The sequence below is a fragment of the Stenotrophomonas maltophilia genome (assembly GCF_023518235.1).
In the GTDB taxonomy this organism is placed as follows: Bacteria; Pseudomonadota; Gammaproteobacteria; order Xanthomonadales; family Xanthomonadaceae; genus Stenotrophomonas.
The window spans coordinates 4,376,455-4,393,585 of sequence record NZ_CP090423.1 but is presented as its reverse complement, the minus strand read 5'-3'; the positions used below and the strand labels follow the sequence as shown (position 1 = coordinate 4,393,585).

The following is a 17,131-nucleotide window of genomic DNA, read 5'->3' as shown; positions in this document are numbered from 1 at the left end:
AGTAGATCCACGCCATGCGTGGATGCTGTTTGATGAACTGTCGGAATGTTCGATTCCGATGGTGATCCATCCACGCATGGCGTGGATCTACCAGGATTGATGCCGACCGTCGGCACATGGGGTCAGATCCGTTCTCCACAGGAGAACGGATCTGACCCCGGAAACAAAAAAATCCCCGGTCGACCCGCATCGACCGGGGATCTGGATCGCCACGTTGCCACGCCTTGGAGAGGCAGTTCCACCGTAGCGCATCGCGTGGCCGGTGGTGATCGCCTGTAGCGATATGCTCCAAGCGCGCGGCTATCAGGCGCCGGCCAGCGCCTGCTCCAGATCCGCACGCAGGTCACCGATGTGCTCGATGCCAATCGACAGCCGCACGGTGTCCTCGCTGACGCCGGCCTTGGCCAGCTCGGCCGCGTCCAGCTGGCGATGGGTGGTGGACGCCGGATGGGTGGCCAGTGACTTCGCATCACCCAGGTTGACCAGGCGGGTGAACAGCTTCAGGGCATCGAGGAAGCGCGCGCCGGCTTCACGGCCGCCGGGCAGGCCGAAGGTCAGTACGCCCGAGCCGTGACCACCGAGGTAGCGCTGCGCGGCGGCATGCTCGGGATCGTCGGCCAATCCCGCGTAGCGCACCCAGGCAACCTTGTCATGCGCCTGCAGGTACTGCGCGACGGCCAGCGCATTGGCATTGATCCGCTCCATGCGCAGGGCCAGGGTCTCGATGCCCTGCAGGATCAGGAACGCATTGAACGGCGACAGCGCCGCACCGGTATTGCGCAGTGGCACCACGCGCGCGCGGCCGATGTAGGCGGCAGGGCCCAGGGCTTCGGTGTAGACCACGCCGTGGTAGCTGGGGTCGGGCTGGTTGAGGCGGGCGAAGCGCTGGGGCTGTGCCGTCCAGTCGAAGCGGCCGGAGTCGATGATCGCACCGCCGAGGCTGTTGCCGTGGCCGCCCAGGTACTTGGTCAACGAATGCACCACGATGTCGGCGCCGTGCTCGAACGGGCGCAGCAGGAACGGCGTGGCCACGGTGTTGTCGACGATCAGTGGCACACCCGCAGCATGGGCGACCTCGGCGATCGCGGCGATGTCGGTGACGTTGCCGCGCGGGTTGCCGATCGATTCGACGAACACCGCCTTGGTGCGCGCGTCGATCAGCGCGGCGAACGCGGACGGATCGGACGGATCAGCGAAGCGCGCCTGGATGCCGTACTGCGGCAACGTGTGCGCCAGCAGGTTGAGGCTGCCCCCATACAACGCACTGGAGGCGACGATGTTGTCACCGGCTTCGGCGATGGTCTGGATCGCGTAGGTGATCGCCGCCTGCCCAGAGGCCAGCGCCAACGCGCCGACGCCGCCTTCCAGCGCAGCCAGACGCTGCTCCAGCACGTCGGTAGTGGGGTTCATGATGCGCGTGTAGATGTTGCCCGGCACCTTCAGGTCGAACAGGTCGGCGCCGTGCTGGGTGTCATCGAACGCATACGCCACGGTCTGGTAGATCGGCACCGCCACCGCGCGGGTGGTCGGGTCGGGACGGTAGCCGCCGTGCACGGCCAGGGTTTCCAGTTGCCACTGCGGGTCGCTCATTGCACCAGGCTCCATCCGGGGAAACCGCCACCATAGGCCAGCCACGGTCTGGCACTGAGAGCCACTGGCGATGACGTACGTACCGCCGGTTATCAGGTTGGCCGCGATACAGGCAGCCGTCATGGGCCGTTGCTAGGCTGCGCCGCCGGGCGCTCCTGCCCGGGCACGGAAGCCCTACTCATGCAGCCATTGCCCTGGACCACCCCCAACCACAGCTCGCCCACCCCGGTGCTGCTTGTCGAAGACGACCGCCGCCTGGCCGAGCTGGTCAGCGACTACCTGGGCGAACATGGCTTTGCGGTGCAGCACGTGGCCCGTGGCGACCTGGCCGGCGCGGCCTGCCGCCAGCAGGCGCCGGAGCTGGTGGTGCTGGACCTGATGCTGCCCGGCCTGGGTGGCATCGACGTGTGCAGGCAGATCCGCAGCTTCTCCGATGTGCCGATCCTGATGCTGACCGCCTGCGAGGACGATATCGAGCAGGTGCTGGGCCTGGAATCGGGCGCCGATGACTACGTGCACAAGCCGATCGAGCCGCGCCTGCTGCTGGCCCGCCTGCGCGCCCTGCTGCGCCGCCGCCACGGCAGCAGCAACACCGGCACGCCGTGCCGGCTGATGCATGGGCAACTGCTGATCGACCGCATGCAGCGCGAAGTACAGCTGCATGGCCAACCGGTCGAGCTGGGCACCACCGAATTCGAGATCCTGTGGCTGCTGGCCAGCCAGCCCGGCCAGATCCTGTCACGCGACCAGATCCTGCAGGCGGTGCGCGGCATCGGCTTCGATGGCCTGGACCGCAGCGTCGACGTCTGCATCGGCAAGCTGCGCCGCAAGCTCGGCGACGACGCACGCGAACCACGTCGGATCAAGACCGTGTGGGGCCGTGGCTACCAGTTCAATCCCGCGGCCTGGTCGGAATGAAGCGGCTGTTCCTGTGGCTTTGGTTCGTGACCGGAGCCTGCTTCCTGGTGTCGGTATTCTTCCTCAACCACCTTCTGGACGGCCTCTACACGCCGGTGCAGGATCGCGTTTTCGTCGAGCAGGTGCGTGGTCAGGTGTACGCCCTGCGCAGTGGCCTGGCCGGCCTGGATGCCGAGCAGCAGCGTGAGCGCCTCCAGCAGTGGCAGCCCTACTACGGCATCGCCCTGTCCCTGCTCGACAAACCTCCCGCACTCGACGCGCAGGAACAGGCGGCCGTGAAGGCCGATGGCTTCATCGTGCGCGATCAGTACCAGCAGGTGCTGCTGCCCATCGACGGCATCGGCGGCCGCTGGCTGCACCTGCGCCTGCCCGGCGCGGTGCAGATGACGACGTACATGACCATCGCGGCCTATCTCAGCATCCTGCTGCTGGTCGGTGCCTGCCTGTATGCCTGGGTGCGCCTGCTGTGGCGCGATCTCGAAGCGTTGCGCCTGCATGCCGACCGCATCGGCGCTGGTGATCTGCAGGCACGCGCGCAGGTCTCGCCGCGTTCGCAGATCCGGGTCATTGTCGACCACTCCAACCGCATGGCCGCACGCGTGGCCGAACTGGTGCAGCGCCAGCGCGACCTCACCCATGCCATTTCGCACGAACTGCGCACACCCATCGCGCGCGTGGCCTTCGGCCTGGACCTGATGCAGGACAGTGACGATCGCGAACGCCGTGAACGACTGGCACAGGGCCTGCACGGCGACCTGGCCGAACTCAACCGGCTGGTCAGCGAACTGCTGGCCTACGAACGGCTGGAGCATCCCAGCGAGGGCGAGCCGATGCAGCGGATTGAAGCCGACGACTGGCTGCAGGCCTGCCTGGCCGATGCGCGCCGTGATGCCGAACGTGCCGGCCTGGTGCTGCGCGTGCAGCCCAGTGCACTGCCGCGGGTGGAGGCCGAGCCACGCCTGCTGCAGCTGGCTCTGAGCAATCTGGTCGGCAATGCCCTGCGCCATGCGCGCTCGCAGGTGGAGGTGTCGCTGGTGGGGGTGGGCGGACGCGCCTGCCTGCGCGTGGACGACGACGGCCCCGGCATTGCCGAAGCGGATCGCGAGAAGGTGATGCGCCCGTTCACCCGCCTGGACAACAGCCGCAGCCGCGATACCGGTGGCTTCGGGCTGGGCCTGGCCATCGTCAGCCGTATCGCCCAGCGCCATGGCGGCGAGCTGCGCATCGGCCGCGCAACGCTGGGCGGCGCGCGCCTGGAAATGCACTGGCCGCTGGCTGCCAGCTGAACGCCCACGGGCGCGATTACAGTTGCTTACAACTCCCGCACAACTGCGGACGGATCGGTCGCCGGCGTATCGCCACGCTGGCAACCCTGCAGCACGCGCCGGATGCGCGCGCTGCTTTCCTCCCATTGCCGAGAGTTTCCATGTCCCAGCTTCGCCGTTCCCCCACCCTGCTCTGCCTGGCCCTGCTGCCGTTGTTCGCCGCCCCGATCGCCCACGCCAAGGATGACCACTGGACCTTCGAAGTCGCCGCCGGCGCCGGTGCGACCCCGCGCTACAGTGGCAGCAAGGAGTACCAGGCATCGCCCATGCTGTCCTTCGATGTCACCTCGCCGGGTGGCTGGTTTCTGGGCACCAGCGGCATCGGCTGGGGCACGTCCATCGGCGAGCACACCCGCGTGCGCGCCTATGTCGGTGCCAGCGGCGTCCGCAAGGACAAGGATTCGCTGCTCGGTGGTTCCGACTTCCTGCGCGGCATGGGCGATATCGATGCCCGTCCCCTGGTCGGCATCTCGGCTGGTTATACGCTGGGCGAAGCCGTGCTGAGCGGCTCCTGGCAGTTCACCCGCAAGGATGAGGACAAGGCCGAGAACGGTCTGGCCACCCAGCAGGTGCACCTGAATCTGACGATGCCGCTGTTCGACCTGGCCGGTGGCGTGGTCAGCGGCAGCGTCTCCACCGATTACGGCAACCGTGGCTACATGCAGACCTGGTACGGGGTCAGTCCGGAACAGGCCGCGCGCACCGGTTTTGCCGAACACAAACCGAAGGCCGGCCTGGTCAGCGCGGGTGTCGGCCTGAAGTGGAGCCACCGCGTGGGTCGCAATGGCAACTGGTACATCGCGGCCGAAGGCACGCGCCTGCTCGGCGACGCTGCCGACAGCCCGATCGTACAGAAGCCGAACCAGTTCGGACTGATGAGCGGCTACACGCACCGCTTCTGAGTGATCGCCGGGCATGGCCCGGCGCAGCCCGCGAACAACGGAGCGCTGCGCTCAGGCAGCGCTCCGTTGGGGGGTCACGCCTTGGCGAACACCAGATGGCCGCCGTCGTTGCCGACTTCGATGGTATCGCCGTTGACGAAGGCGCCGGACAGGATCTGCTGCGCCAGCGGGTTCTCCAGCTGTGCCTGGATTGCGCGCTTCAACGGCCGCGCGCCATACACCGGATCGAAGCCGACGTTGCCGAGCAGGTCGAACGCTGCGTCGGAGACCGCCAGCTTCAGCCCGCGCTCGGCCAGGCGCTTCTCCAGCCCGCGCATCTGGATGCGCGCGATCTGCTTGATCTGCTGCTTGTCCAGCGGGTGGAACACCACGATGTCGTCCAGGCGGTTGATGAACTCCGGGCGGAAGTGCGCCTGCACCACGCCCATCACCGCCGCCTTCATCTGCGTGTAGGCCTCCGGGCTGTCGTCGGCACTCATGTCCTGGATCTGGTGCGAGCCCAGGTTCGAGGTCATCACGATGACGGTGTTGCGGAAGTCCACGGTACGGCCCTGGCCATCGGTCAGGCGGCCATCGTCCAGCACCTGCAGCAGGATGTTGAACACATCCGGATGCGCCTTCTCCACTTCGTCGAGCAGGATCAGCGAATACGGGCGGCGGCGCACGGCCTCGGTCAGGTAGCCGCCTTCTTCGTAGCCGACATAGCCCGGAGGTGCACCGATCAGGCGGGCGACGCTGTGCTTCTCCATGAATTCGCTCATGTCGATGCGGATCATCGCGTCGGCGCTGTCGAACAGGAACTCGGCCAGCGACTTGCACAGCTCGGTCTTGCCGACACCGGTCGGGCCGAGGAAGAGGAACGAGCCGGCCGGGCGATTCGGGTCGGACAGGCCGGCGCGCGAGCGGCGCACCGCATCGGAGACGACCTTGATCGCTTCCTCCTGGCCGACCACACGGTTGTGCAGCACGTCTTCCATGCGCAGCAGCTTGTCACGCTCGCCTTCGAGCATCTTGTTGACCGGAATGCCGGTCCAGCGCGAAACGACCTCGGCGATCTCCTCGTCGGTCACCCTGTCCTGCACCAGCTTGAAGTCCTTGTGCTCGGCTTCCTGGGCCGCGGCCAGCTGCTTTTCCAGCTGCGGCAGCAGGCCGTACTGGATCTCGCTCATGCGCGCGAAATCCTGGCGGCGCTGCGCGGCTTCCAGTTCCAGCTTGGCCTGCTCGAGCTGTTCCTTGATCTTGGTTGCGCCTTGCAGCGCGGCCTTCTCCGACTTCCAGATTTCATTGAGATCGGAGAACTCGCGCTCCAGCGCTTCGATCTCGTTCTCCAGGTCGGCCAGGCGCTGGCGCGAAGCTTCGTCCTTTTCCTTCTTCAGCATCTCGCGCTGGATCTTCAGCTGGATCACCCGGCGTTCCAGGCGGTCCAGTTCCTCCGGCTTGGAGTCGATCTCCATGCGCAGGCGCGAGGCGGCCTCGTCCATCAGGTCGATGGCCTTGTCCGGCAGCTGGCGGTCGGTGATGTAGCGGTTGGACAGCGTCGCAGCGGCCACGATCGCCGGGTCGGTGATCTCCACGCCGTGGTGCACCGCATACTTTTCCTTCAGGCCACGCAGGATCGCGATGGTGTCCTCCACCGACGGCTCGCCCACGAACACCTTCTGGAAGCGGCGCTCCAGCGCGGCATCCTTCTCGATGTACTTGCGGTACTCGTCCAAGGTGGTGGCGCCCACGCAGTGCAGTTCGCCACGTGCCAGCGCCGGCTTCAGCATGTTGCCGGCGTCCATCGCGCCATCGGCCTTGCCGGCGCCGACCATGGTGTGCAGCTCGTCGATGAACAGGATGATCTGCCCTTCGCTCTTGGCCAGGTCGTTGAGCACGCCCTTCAGGCGCTCCTCGAATTCACCACGGAACTTGGCACCGGCGATCAACGCGCCCATGTCCAGTGACAGCACGCGCTTGCCGCGCAGGCCTTCAGGCACTTCGTCGTTGATGATGCGCTGGGCCAGCCCTTCGACGATCGCGGTCTTGCCCACGCCGGGCTCGCCGATCAGCACCGGGTTGTTCTTGGTCCGGCGCTGCAGCACCTGGATGGTGCGACGGATTTCTTCATCGCGGCCGATCACCGGATCGAGCTTGCCGCTCTCTGCGCGCGCGGTCAGGTCGATGGTGTACTTCTCCAGCGCCTGCCGCTGCTCTTCGGCATTTTCCGACTGCACGTTCTCGCCGCCACGCAGCTTGTCGATGGCCGCCTGCAGGCGGGTCTTGTCGGCACCGGCGGCGCGCAGCGCCATGCCCAGCGTGCCGCCATCGTCCAGCGCCGCCAGCACGAACCACTCGCTGGCAATGAAGGCATCGCCGTGTTGCTGGGCCAGCTTGTCGGTCTGGTTCAGCAGGCGGCCGAGGTCGTTGCCCATCGAGACGTTGCCTGCCTGGCCCGAGACCTTGGGCAGTGCGTCCAGCGCTTCGGTCAGGCGCTCGCGCAGCACTGGCACGTTCACGCCGGCCTGGGCCAGCAGGGGGCGCGTGCTGCCGCCCTGCTGGTCCAGCAGCGCGCTGAACAGGTGAGCCGGTTCGATGATGCTGTTGTCGCGGCCCACGGCCAGCGACTGTGCGTCTGCCAGCGCCTGCTGGAAACGCGAGGTGAGCTTGTCCATCCGCATTGCGAAACCTCATCGGTCATCAGGGCCGGCCCGCGCCGGCGATGCTGGAAAGATGCGGTTGCCCCACCCCGTTTCAAGGGTGACTGCGACTGCACCCCGAGGCCAGTCAGCCTGCGGCCAGCATGCCGTAACGGGTGTGGTCGGCGCGTTGATCCCGATCAGATCGCCCGGGCGGCGGGGCTCAATGGCTGATCGCGCTGCGGATCGCCCGCAGCTGCTGCTTGACCGCACGGGCCTGCGCCGGGTCCATGCGCAGCAGGGCCTTCTGGCCGATCGAACGCGACTGCAGGGCGCCATCGACGAAGCGGTAGCGGCCGCGTTCATCGCGCTGCACCGTCGGCGCCTGGGCCAGGTCCGGGGTGTCCAGCAGATGGTCGATCACTGCGACAAGACGATCGTTGAAATAGCCCTCGGGCCGGCCGAGCTCGACGTAGGCCTGCTGGATCAGCGGATAGAAGCGCTTGTACGCAGTGGCCGTGGCCGCCGGGTCGAGCGCAGTGAAGGCCTGCACGTAGGGCGCATAGCGCGCCGCGTTGCTGGCGGCGATGCGTTCGCCACCCTCGCCGGGCTCGACCTGCAGGTTGCCCGGCAGCGGCCGCGCGGCCAGCGCGGTCGGCGGCACGCTGGGCTTGTCCAGGTTGTCGATCTGGGTGACCAGGCGCTGGATCAGGTGGTCGCGCAGCAGCAGGGTCAGCGGGCCCTCGCCCTGGAACAGCTGGCTCAGTGCGCCCCAGGCAGCGGCATCGCTGTCAGCCAGCTTCGGCAGCGCCGGGTCGGCGGCGGCCTCGGTATCCAGCGGATGCCGGATCGGCGGTGGTGCTGGCGTGGTCTCTGTGGCCGCCGTCGGTTGCGACGGCGCGCTGGTAGAGGCAGGCCTCGATTGCACCGGCACCGGGACACCGTCTGCCAGGCTTTTCAGCTGATCGCGGAACAGCCAGCCACCCGCGCCACCGATCACCACCACACCCAGCACCCAGGGCCAGATCGCCTTTCCACTCTGCATGATGCAGTCCCTCGTTTTTCACCTGCATGGACAGGGTGTGACCCTGCCGATGGCAGCCGGTTCCCCGCGTGTTCTGCTGGCGTTCGGGTTCAGCCCGCGCACTCACGCCTGCTTTGCACCGGCTGCGCGAGGCTGTGGATCTCATCGTGTGGAGAGGCAGCCATGCAGTACGCGCTGTATTACTGGACCGGCATCCAGGGCCGTGGCGAGTTCGTGCGCCTGGCATTGGAAGACGCAGGCGCCGACTACGTGGACATGGCGCGGGTCCACGGCGATGCGGTCATGCAGCCGTTCCTGGACGGTGGCAGCGAAGGCGCGCAACCGTTCGCGCCGCCATTCCTCAAGGCGGGACGACAGGTGATCGCGCAGGTCGCGGCCATCCTCGATTTCCTCGGCCCGACGCTGGATCTGGTACCGCAGGCAGCCTCGCGGCGGATGCAGGCGTTGCAGCTGCAGCTGACCATCGCCGACCTCGTGGCCGAAGTGCACGACACCCATCACCCGATTGCCGCCTCGAAGTACTACGAGGATCAGAAGAGCGAGGCGCTGGCGCGGGCTGCATCGCTGCGCAGCGAACGGCTTCCGAAGTATCTGGGCTATTTCGAGCAGGTGCTGGCAGCCAATGGTGGCCGCCATGCACTGCGCGAGCATTCCTACGTGGATCTGTCGCTGTTCCAGCTGATGAGCGGGCTGGACTACATGTTTCCGCGCCGCATGCAGGCGTTGGCAGCCACCCTGCCCCTGCTGCGTGCCGTGCAGGAGCGGGTGGCGAAACGACCGAACATCGCCGCCTACCTGGGCTCGGAACGGCGCCTGGCATTCAACACCCATGGCATTTTCCGCCACTACCCGGAGCTGGACGCCGAACGCTGATACCGCCGCATACAACGTCCCTATGTAGAACCGAGCCATGCTCGGCTCTACGACACGCCCGAGGCGGAAAGAGAGGGGTAGCGCAGGGCCATGCCCGGCGTCCCCGGTCAATGATCGGTGCCGTCACCCGGCGGCTTCACCGGCTGCTTCTGCAACGACAGCAGCCCCAGCAGCACTGCAAGCGCCACATAGGCGCCGGCAAACTGCCAGCTGATGATGCGCGCCAGCCCTTCCAGGTCCCACGGCAGGTAGATGCCGCCGCGCGGGTCCACCGAATGGATCAGACCGAACAGGGTCAGCAGCGCCGCCACCAGCAGGAAGCCGCAGGCCCGGCGCAGGCGGCCGTCCACCATCGCCGCCACCGCCGAAATCCACAGCATCGAGGTGATGATGAAGCCGTTGCCGAGAGTGAAGATCACCGCCAGTTCCGGCAGGCCATGCCCATCGAGCTTGGTCAGCAGCTGCGGCAACTGGTCCGGTGCGATCCAGCCCGGTGCCTTGATCGCCAGCAGGTAGGCCACCGACGGCAGGAAACCAAACACCATCGCACCGGCGTGCTGGCGCGGCGTGGCCTGGAAGGCCTGCGTGGTGATGTCGATGGCCACGTATACGATGATCGGCGCCAGCACCGCCAATGGCAGCCACTGCACCAGCCCGGAAATGATGCCCAGCATGCCGCCGATGCCGACGAACAGGCCGGTCAGCAGCGTATAGCCGCTGCGCGCGCCCATGTGCTTGTAGGCCGGCTGGCCGATGTAGGGCGTGGTCTGCGCCACGCCGCCGCAGACACCGGCCACCAGCGTGGCCACCGCTTCCACCAGCAGGATGTCACGGGTGCGGTAGTCATCGCCGGCCGCGCGCGCGCTCTCGGACACGTTGATGCCGCCCACCACCATCAGCAGGCCGAACGGCAGCAGCAGCGGCAGGTAGGTCATCGCGGTGGGCAGGCCCTCGAGGAAGCCCAGCGTCGGCAGCGGCAGCACCACCTGCGGCGGCACCCAGGCCGGCACATGGAAGCCCGGTGCACCCAGCCCGGCCAGGCCGAGGCCGTAATACAGCACGGTGCCGAACACGAAGGCCAGCAGCACGCCCGGGCCACGCACCGGCAGCCGGCCCTTGGCGATCAGCACGTACAGCAGCAGGCCCAGCGTGGTGAAGCCGACCAGCGGCGAACGCAGGGTTTCCAGCAGCGGCAGCAGACCCATCAGCACCAGCGCGATGCCGGCGATCGAGCCCAGCAGCGCGGCACGCGGCAGCGCGCGGGTGACCGCTTCGCCGAAGAACGACAGCACCAGCTTGAGCAGGCCCATGATGACCAGCGCGGCCATGCCCAGCTGCCAGGTGGCGATACCCGCCGCGTGCGGGTCCATGCCCTGCTGTTTGAAGGCGATGAAGGCCGGGCCGAGCACCAGCAGAGCCATGCCGATGCTGGTGGGCGCATCCAGGCCCAGCGGCATGGCGGTGACGTCGTCGCGGCCGGTGCGTGCAGCCAGGCGCCGCGCCATCAGGGTGTACAGCAGGTTGCCGACCAGAACGCCGAAGGCGGTGCCGGGGAACATGCGGCCGAATACCACGTCGGCGGGGAACTGAAAGATACCGACCAGGGCCATGGCGATGAAGCCAAGGATGGAGAGGTTGTCGACGACCAGGCCGAAGAAGCCATTGAAGTCGCCGGCGACGAACCAGCGACGCGGTGCGGCGGGAACGGGAGCGGACATGGAAGGGGCGGTGGGGGTGGGGACCGCCGATGGTAGGCCCAGCGGGGCCCGGGCGCCAATTCCACGCTGGAATGATGGGTTCCAGCCAACGGCTGGGCCCTTGGTGGCGGTGACCCCGGCGTTGCCGGCCAGCGCCGGCACTACCGGGGGGCAGGCGGCTCACTTCTTCAGGAAGTTGTCCACCAGCAGATGCTTCACGTCGTCGAAGCGGCCGTTCAACACCGCCTTGGCCGCGTACAACGCCGTGCCCGCCACCTGCTTGGCCTCGATCTGCGGCGGCATCACCAGCTCGGCGCGGCTGGTGTGCACATCCAGCAATGCCGGGCCGCGCTGTGCCAGGAAGTCCTGCACCGCGTCCTCCAGATCCTCGCTGCGGGTCACAGTGCGGCCGTGGAAACCGATCACCTCGGCCAGGCGACCAAAGTCCGGATTCTTCAGATCGGTGTAGTTGTCCAGCAGGCCTTCCACCTTCTGCTCCAGCTCGACGAAGTTGAGCGAGCCGTTGTTGAACACCACCACCTTGATCGGCAGGTTCTCCTGCACCGCGGTCAGCAGATCACCGAGCAGCATCGCCAGGCCGCCATCGCCGGACAGCGAGATCACCTGCCGGCCCGGAAAGGCCTTCTGCAGGCCCAACGCCTGCGGCATCGCGTTGGCCATCGTGCCATGCAGCAGGCTGGTCAGCGTGCGGCGGCGGCCGTTGACGCGGATATGCCGCAGCACCCACACCATCGGCGAGCCGCCGTCGGCGGTGAACAGCGCATCGTCTGCGGCGTACTTCGACAGCAGCGCCGTCAGGTGCTGCGGGTGGATCAGCTCGCCTTCGCCCGGTTGCTCTTCCTGCTCGCGCTTTTTCAGCGCCTTGTCGCGACGCTCGATGCACTCGTCCAGGAATGTGGCGTCCTCGCGCGGCGGCAACATCGACAACAACGCGTCCAGCGTCGGTGCGATATCGCCCACCACGCCCAGGTTTACCGGATGGCGGCGGCCGAGGTGGCTGCCATCGCGGTCGACCTGGATGATCGTCGCCTTGTCCGGGTAGAACTGGCCCCAGGCGAAATCGGCGCCGAGCAGCAGCAGCGTGTCGCACTCCATCAATGTGTGGAAGCCGGACTCGATGCCGAAGATACCGGTCATGCCCATGTTGTAAGGGTTGTCCGGCTCGACGAAATCCTTGGCGCGCGAAGTGTGCGCGACCGGTGCCTGCAGGCGCCGGGCAAGCTCCAGCAGCTGCGCATGCGCGCCCTGGCAGCCGGCGCCGGCATAGATGCCGATGCGCTTGCCCTGCGCCAGCAGCTCGGCGATGCGTTGCAGTTCGGCGTCGGATGGGCGCAGCACCGGCTGGGTATAGTGCACTGAGAACGGCACATCGTGCTTCACCTCGGCCTGGCTGATGTCGGCCGGCAGGATCACCACCGCCACGCCGCGGCGGCTGATCGCCGCCTGGCAGGCCAGAGTGACCACGCGCCGTGCCTGCTCGGCGCTGTGCACCTGCTCGCAGAACACCGTGCAACTGGCGTACACCGCCTTGAAGTCCACTTCCTGCGGGAATTCCATGCCCAGCTCGCTGGTCACCACCTGGCTGGCGATCAGCACCATCGGCGCGCGGTTGCGGTTGCTTTCGAACACGCCGTTGATGAAGTGCAGGCTGCCGGGGCCGCAGGAACCGGCGCAGGCGGTCAGCTCGCCGCTCACCAGCGAATCGGCACCGGCGGCGAACGCAGCCACTTCTTCATGGCGGACGTGCACCCATGCGATATCGCTGCCATGCATCGCATCGGTCACATGGTTGAGCGTATCGCCGACGATGCCGTAGCAACGTCGAACGCCAGCCTGCTGCAGGGCGTCCACCACGATTTCGGCCACGCGCTTGCTCATCGGATACATCCTCGAACGGGGGAACGTCCGAGGCTAGTCCCGAGGAAGTGATGCCCCCGTGGGCAAGTTGCGCATCGCCTTGATGTGCAAACTGCGGGTAGACGTCTCGTCAATCATTGACGTTGATCCACCCCTCCACCACGCCCTGCTTCGGGTTGCGGTAGCGCAGCTTCATCCAACCGTCCTGTTCATCCAGCATCTCCACGCGGTCGCCCTGCACCAGGTAACGCTTGGTGCTGGATGCACCGGGGCGGTCGAACAGAAACACGCGCGCCGCCAGCACGGAGGCCTGCTGGCCACGCAACGGTCCCTCGGGTGGCACGCCCAGGCCATCGGCAATCGCGCTTTCCAGCCCATGGCCGGCAGGATCATAGGTGCGCCAGACTGCCAACGGCCCCTGATCGTCGGTCTGCACCCAATGCAGGGCCGCGTTCAGCGTACCGCCCAGCATCAGAAGGCGCTCGCCGCGGTACAGATAGAGCTTTGCGCCCGCAAACCGATACTGGTCGGTGTACCACATCGGGCCGCTGCGGCAGCTGCTGGTCAGGGTGCGGGTCTTTGCGTCGACGCTCAGCCCCATCAGGTCAACGCAGCTGTCGTTGCCGTGCGTTTCGGCCTGCAGCGCGCGATACGAGGCACTGCCCGGATCGAACCGGTACACCGCCACCGCTTCATTGACCATGCCCACAGAGGCACGCGCGACCAGTTCCGGGTAGCCATCGAAATCGACGTCTTCGAGCGACCACCGCGAATTGCCGTCGGCATCGGCCGCGCCTGCCAGCGACTGGCGCTTGCCCGACGGCGAGAACCGCACCGCGATGCTGCCATCCTGCTGGGGGTCGGCCTGCGCCTGCACGTGCGCGGCGACCTGGAACCGTAGCGTTTCGCCGTCGTCGCCACGGGCCTGCGCCCACGGTGCCAGCAGTCCTGCCAGCACCACGCCCAACACGCATTCCCTGTGTTTCATCATCGCTCCCTGCAGCGCCACGGCGGCACCTTCAACTCAGAACGATACCTCGACCGGCTGCCGCGACCATAGCACCGACTGATGCTGGGTCTGCTGCTTCCACGCCAGACGGATCGCTTCGATATCGGCGCGACGCTGCGGGGTGTCTTCGTGCAGCACCACCAGCACCTTGGTGCGCAGGCGGTTGGGCGTGGCATCGCCACGGAACAGCCACTGGCCATAGGCATCGAACACGGTCAGGCCATCCGGGAAGCGGGGAGTCACCTGCTTGTCCAGGAAGGCGCGCCACTGCGCCTCACTGATGGTGTCGGCCTGCGGACGGTTGCCCGCGCCCTGCTCCTCGCCCACGCCGAAGTACAGCTCGCTGCGCACCCAGCCGTGGCCGGCCGACGGGCGCGCGGCATCGCCCTTCAGTTCGGCGGTGGTGGCCGTGGCATAGGCGCTGGGCGCCTGCGAGGACAGGCTGGCGCAGCCGCTGGTGGCCAGCAGCACGGCGAAGACGAGGCCAAGGTGTTTCATCGGTACAGCTCCGGGGAAAGGGGACAGGGCGAGCCGGCAGCGTACAGCGCCGCCGGCCCGGCGTGCTGATGCCTGCAGGGCATCAGCTCATGCCGGACCGGCAGGGGCTTGCATCGGCACCGGTCATCACGCGAAGATAATATATCGCTTCATCCGGATGGATGTAAGTGAAACTATCTCCCCCTTCCCCGTCGTCGTTGTTGCTGGAGTCCCCATGTCCGTCCACCTGCCCGCGTCGCCGCTCGGCCTCGCCATCGCCCTCGCGCTTTCCTCCGCCGCCGCCCCGGCCCTGGCCCAGGACGCCACCAACCTGGACACGGTGATCGTCACCGGCACCCGCGCCGCCGACCGCACCGTGCTTGAATCCACCTCGCCGGTGGACGTGCTCACCGCCGAGGACATCCGCAAGGCCGGCGTGGTCAACGGTGAACTGGGCAGCGCGCTGCAGGCGCTGCTGCCGTCGTTCAACTTCCCGCGCCAGTCCAACTCCGGCGGCGCCGACCACGTGCGCGCCGCGCAGCTGCGTGGCCTGTCGCCGGACCAGGTGCTGGTACTGGTGAACGGCAAGCGCCGCCACCACACCGCGCTGGTCAACACCGACAGCAAGATCGGCAAGGGCACCACGCCGGTCGACTTCAACTCGATTCCGGTCAGCGCGATCAAGCGCATCGAAGTGCTGCGCGATGGCGCCGGCGCGCTGTACGGCTCCGATGCAGTGGCCGGTGTGATCAACGTGATCCTCGACAACGGCGGCGACGGCGGCGAGATCGAAGCCAGCTACGGCGCCAACCACACCGACCTCAAGCCGATCGGGCGCACCCTTACCGACGGCCAGACCGGCAACATCAGCGCCAAGGTCGGCACCTCGCTGGGCGAGGACGGTGGCTTCCTGCGTGTCGGCCTGGAATACAAGCACCGCAACGGCACCAACCGTGCCGGCTTCGACCAGATTCCGCCGTGGGACCAGACCCCGGACAACCTGGCGCTGCAGGGCAAGCGCAACTACGTGCTGGGCGATGGCAAGAGCAAGGACATCAACCTGTGGCTGAACACCGAGATCCCGGTCGGCCAGACCTCCACCTTCTATGCCTTCGGCACCTTCAACCAGCGTGATACCGAAGGCGCGAACTATTTCCGCTATCCCGATGGCGATGCGAACTGGAAGCAGGTCTATCCGAACGGCTACCGGCCGATCTCCGAAGGCGAGAACCGCGATGTGCAGGCCGTGGCCGGCGTGCGTGGCCAGTGGGGTGAATGGAGCTACGACGGCAGCGTCGATTACGGCCAGAACGACTTCACCTACCGGCTGCGCGATTCGCTCAATGCCTCGCTGGGCCCGACCAGCCCGACCCGCTTCAAGACCGCCGACTACGCGTACGCACAGACCGTGGGCAACCTCGACCTGAGCCGCGTGTTCACCCAGAGCGACAGCATCAGCCACACGCTCGGCCTGGGCGTGGAAGCGCGCCACGAGCGTTACCAGACCCGCCCGGGTGACCCGGCCAGCTACGCCGCCGGCCCGTACACCGATCGCCCGACCGGCTCGCAGGCCGGTGGCGGCCTGACCCCGCAGGATGCGGCGCGCCTGTCGCGCGATGTCGCCAGTGCCTATGCCAGCCTGTCCAGCCAGTTCGGCGAGAAGTTCTCCACCGATCTGGCTGCACGCTACGAGCACAACGACGATTTCGGCGGCGAGCTGACCGGCAAGCTTGGCCTGCGCTACGAGTTCACCCCGGCCTTCGCGCTGCGTGGTGCCATCTCCAACAACTTCCGCGCGCCGTCGCTGGCGCAGATCGGCTACGAATCCACCTCCACCGGTTACAACGCCGGCGGCCAGCTGGTGCAGGGCCGCCTGCTCTCGGTCAACAATCCGATCGCACGCGGCCTCGGCGCACGTGACCTGAAGCCGGAGAAGTCGCTCAACACCTCGCTGGGCTTCACCAGCCGCATCGGCGAGCACTTCGACCTGTCGCTGGACTTCTTCCAGATCGACATCGACGACCGCATCGCATTGTCGGAAAGCATCACCGGCGACGCACTGACCGACTACGTGGCCGCCAACTACGGCGTCAGCGGCCTGCAGAGCGCCAGCTTCTTCGTCAACGCCGCCGACACCCGCACCCGTGGCGCCGAGCTGGTGAGCAACTGGCGCCAGTCGCTGGGCGATGGCCAGCTGCTGCTGACCGGCACCTACGCCTACACCAAGACCACGCTGAAGAACGTACTGGCCACGCCGGCGCAGCTGCAGGCGCTGAATCCGGACTACGTGTTGTTCGGCATTGAAGAGACCAACACGCTGACTGACGCGACACCGCGCACCCGTGGCAGTTTCTCGGCCGCATGGAGCAACGACCGTTGGTCGCTGAGCACGCGGGTGAACCGCTATGGCAGCGTCACCCGCGTGTTCAACTTCGGTGACGGCTACATCCCGCGCCAGACCTACCAGGCCGAATGGCAGCTGGATGCGGAAGTGGAGTACCGCATCACCCCGCGCTGGAGCGTGGCCATCGGCGGGCAGAACCTGACCGACAACTATCCGGATCGATCCAACAGCGATATCCACTACTTCGGCAACCTGCCGTATGACGTGCTGTCGCCGATCGGCAGCAACGGTGCGTACTACTACGGCCGCGTCCGCTATACGTTCTGATCGCTCGGGGTGTGATTGCCGTGGGCAGGCGCGGACCGTTGGTCCGCACTGCCTGGGTTCAATGCAGGCTGACCTGCCGTGCCGACCAAGGGTCGGCACCCACCGAAGCAGGGCCGTAGCCCGCCCTC

At 67.1% G+C, this 17,131-nt stretch carries 12 protein-coding genes; 5 read left to right on the top strand and 7 right to left on the bottom strand.

The genetic code is table 11. The features are described 5' to 3' along the window. Positions 1-303 precede the first annotated feature (303 nt). Positions 304-1,590, bottom strand: coding sequence for an O-acetylhomoserine aminocarboxypropyltransferase/cysteine synthase family protein (locus tag LZ605_RS20440; RefSeq protein ID WP_249843112.1), 1,287 nt, complete (start codon positions 1,588-1,590; stop codon positions 304-306). Between the two features lie 180 nt (positions 1,591-1,770). Here LZ605_RS20440 and LZ605_RS20435 point away from each other — a divergent pair, with 180 nt between their 5' ends. The 3 genes from LZ605_RS20435 (at position 1,771) to LZ605_RS20425 (ending at position 4,735) form a co-directional block, all read left to right on the top strand. Beyond that, a complete protein-coding gene (locus tag LZ605_RS20435; protein ID WP_249843111.1) occupies positions 1,771-2,508 on the top strand; it encodes a response regulator transcription factor in 738 nt (245 codons plus the stop codon). Continuing rightward, complete coding sequence (locus LZ605_RS20430; RefSeq protein WP_249843110.1) at positions 2,505-3,794, top strand: ATP-binding protein; 1,290 nt, start codon at positions 2,505-2,507, stop codon at positions 3,792-3,794. Before LZ605_RS20435 ends, LZ605_RS20430 begins: the two co-directional genes overlap by 4 nt. Before the next feature lie 140 nt (positions 3,795-3,934). Further along, positions 3,935-4,735, top strand: coding sequence for a MipA/OmpV family protein (locus LZ605_RS20425; RefSeq protein ID WP_249843109.1), 801 nt, complete (start codon positions 3,935-3,937; stop codon positions 4,733-4,735). Between the two features lie 74 nt (positions 4,736-4,809). Here the strand turns inward: LZ605_RS20425 and clpB are convergent, their stop codons facing one another. Continuing rightward, a complete protein-coding gene (gene clpB / locus LZ605_RS20420) occupies positions 4,810-7,395 on the bottom strand; it encodes an ATP-dependent chaperone ClpB (RefSeq protein ID WP_249843108.1) in 2,586 nt (861 codons plus the stop codon). 181 nt (positions 7,396-7,576) lie between these two features. Then, positions 7,577-8,398, bottom strand: a complete 822-nt coding sequence (locus LZ605_RS20415) for a DUF3014 domain-containing protein (RefSeq protein WP_249843107.1) — start codon at positions 8,396-8,398, stop codon at positions 7,577-7,579. 162 nt (positions 8,399-8,560) lie between these two features. Between LZ605_RS20415 and LZ605_RS20410 the strand changes: the two genes are divergently transcribed. Continuing rightward, positions 8,561-9,271, top strand: coding sequence for a glutathione S-transferase (locus tag LZ605_RS20410; protein ID WP_249843106.1), 711 nt, complete (start codon positions 8,561-8,563; stop codon positions 9,269-9,271). Between the two features lie 107 nt (positions 9,272-9,378). Here the strand turns inward: LZ605_RS20410 and LZ605_RS20405 are convergent, their stop codons facing one another. From LZ605_RS20405 to LZ605_RS20390, 4 genes are all read right to left on the bottom strand, one after another. Next, on the bottom strand, positions 9,379-10,989 hold the full coding sequence (locus LZ605_RS20405) for a hypothetical protein (RefSeq protein ID WP_249843105.1): 1,611 nt from the start codon (positions 10,987-10,989) through the stop codon (positions 9,379-9,381). A gap of 159 nt (positions 10,990-11,148) precedes the next feature. Continuing rightward, positions 11,149-12,867: a thiamine pyrophosphate-dependent enzyme gene (locus LZ605_RS20400; RefSeq protein WP_249843104.1), complete on the bottom strand. Its 1,719-nt coding sequence runs from the start codon at positions 12,865-12,867 to the stop codon at positions 11,149-11,151. A gap of 109 nt (positions 12,868-12,976) precedes the next feature. Beyond that, positions 12,977-13,834 carry an XAC2610-related protein gene (locus LZ605_RS20395; protein ID WP_249843103.1) on the bottom strand — a complete coding sequence of 286 codons (858 nt, stop codon included), beginning with the start codon at positions 13,832-13,834 and terminating at the stop codon, positions 12,977-12,979. 36 nt (positions 13,835-13,870) lie between these two features. Then, positions 13,871-14,353, bottom strand: a complete 483-nt coding sequence (locus LZ605_RS20390; RefSeq protein WP_249843102.1) for a DUF3574 domain-containing protein — start codon at positions 14,351-14,353, stop codon at positions 13,871-13,873. A 214-nt stretch (positions 14,354-14,567) separates the two neighbouring features. On the opposite strand from LZ605_RS20390, the gene LZ605_RS20385 reads away from it, so the two are divergent. Beyond that, positions 14,568-17,003 (top strand): TonB-dependent receptor plug domain-containing protein, encoded by a 2,436-nt coding sequence (locus LZ605_RS20385; protein WP_249843101.1) that lies wholly within the window; start codon positions 14,568-14,570, stop codon positions 17,001-17,003. The last annotated feature ends 128 nt before the right edge of the window (positions 17,004-17,131 follow it).

Excerpts from the sequence above, each read along its gene's own strand:
- LZ605_RS20415 (WP_249843107.1), bottom strand. The coding sequence starts at position 8,398 with ATGCAGAGTGGAAAGGCGATCTGGCCCTGGGTGCTGGGTGTGGTGGTG.
- LZ605_RS20425 (WP_249843109.1), top strand. The coding sequence starts at position 3,935 with ATGTCCCAGCTTCGCCGTTCCCCCACCCTGCTCTGCCTGGCCCTGCTG.
- LZ605_RS20430 (WP_249843110.1), top strand. The coding sequence starts at position 2,505 with ATGAAGCGGCTGTTCCTGTGGCTTTGGTTCGTGACCGGAGCCTGCTTC.
- LZ605_RS20435 (WP_249843111.1), top strand. The coding sequence starts at position 1,771 with ATGCAGCCATTGCCCTGGACCACCCCCAACCACAGCTCGCCCACCCCG.
- clpB (WP_249843108.1), bottom strand. The coding sequence starts at position 7,395 with ATGCGGATGGACAAGCTCACCTCGCGTTTCCAGCAGGCGCTGGCAGAC.
- LZ605_RS20410 (WP_249843106.1), top strand. The coding sequence starts at position 8,561 with ATGCAGTACGCGCTGTATTACTGGACCGGCATCCAGGGCCGTGGCGAG.
- LZ605_RS20405 (WP_249843105.1), bottom strand. The coding sequence starts at position 10,989 with ATGTCCGCTCCCGTTCCCGCCGCACCGCGTCGCTGGTTCGTCGCCGGC.
- LZ605_RS20400 (WP_249843104.1), bottom strand. The coding sequence starts at position 12,867 with ATGAGCAAGCGCGTGGCCGAAATCGTGGTGGACGCCCTGCAGCAGGCT.
- LZ605_RS20385 (WP_249843101.1), top strand. The coding sequence starts at position 14,568 with ATGTCCGTCCACCTGCCCGCGTCGCCGCTCGGCCTCGCCATCGCCCTC.
- LZ605_RS20395 (WP_249843103.1), bottom strand. The coding sequence starts at position 13,834 with ATGAAACACAGGGAATGCGTGTTGGGCGTGGTGCTGGCAGGACTGCTG.
- LZ605_RS20390 (WP_249843102.1), bottom strand. The coding sequence starts at position 14,353 with ATGAAACACCTTGGCCTCGTCTTCGCCGTGCTGCTGGCCACCAGCGGC.
- LZ605_RS20440 (WP_249843112.1), bottom strand. The coding sequence starts at position 1,590 with ATGAGCGACCCGCAGTGGCAACTGGAAACCCTGGCCGTGCACGGCGGC.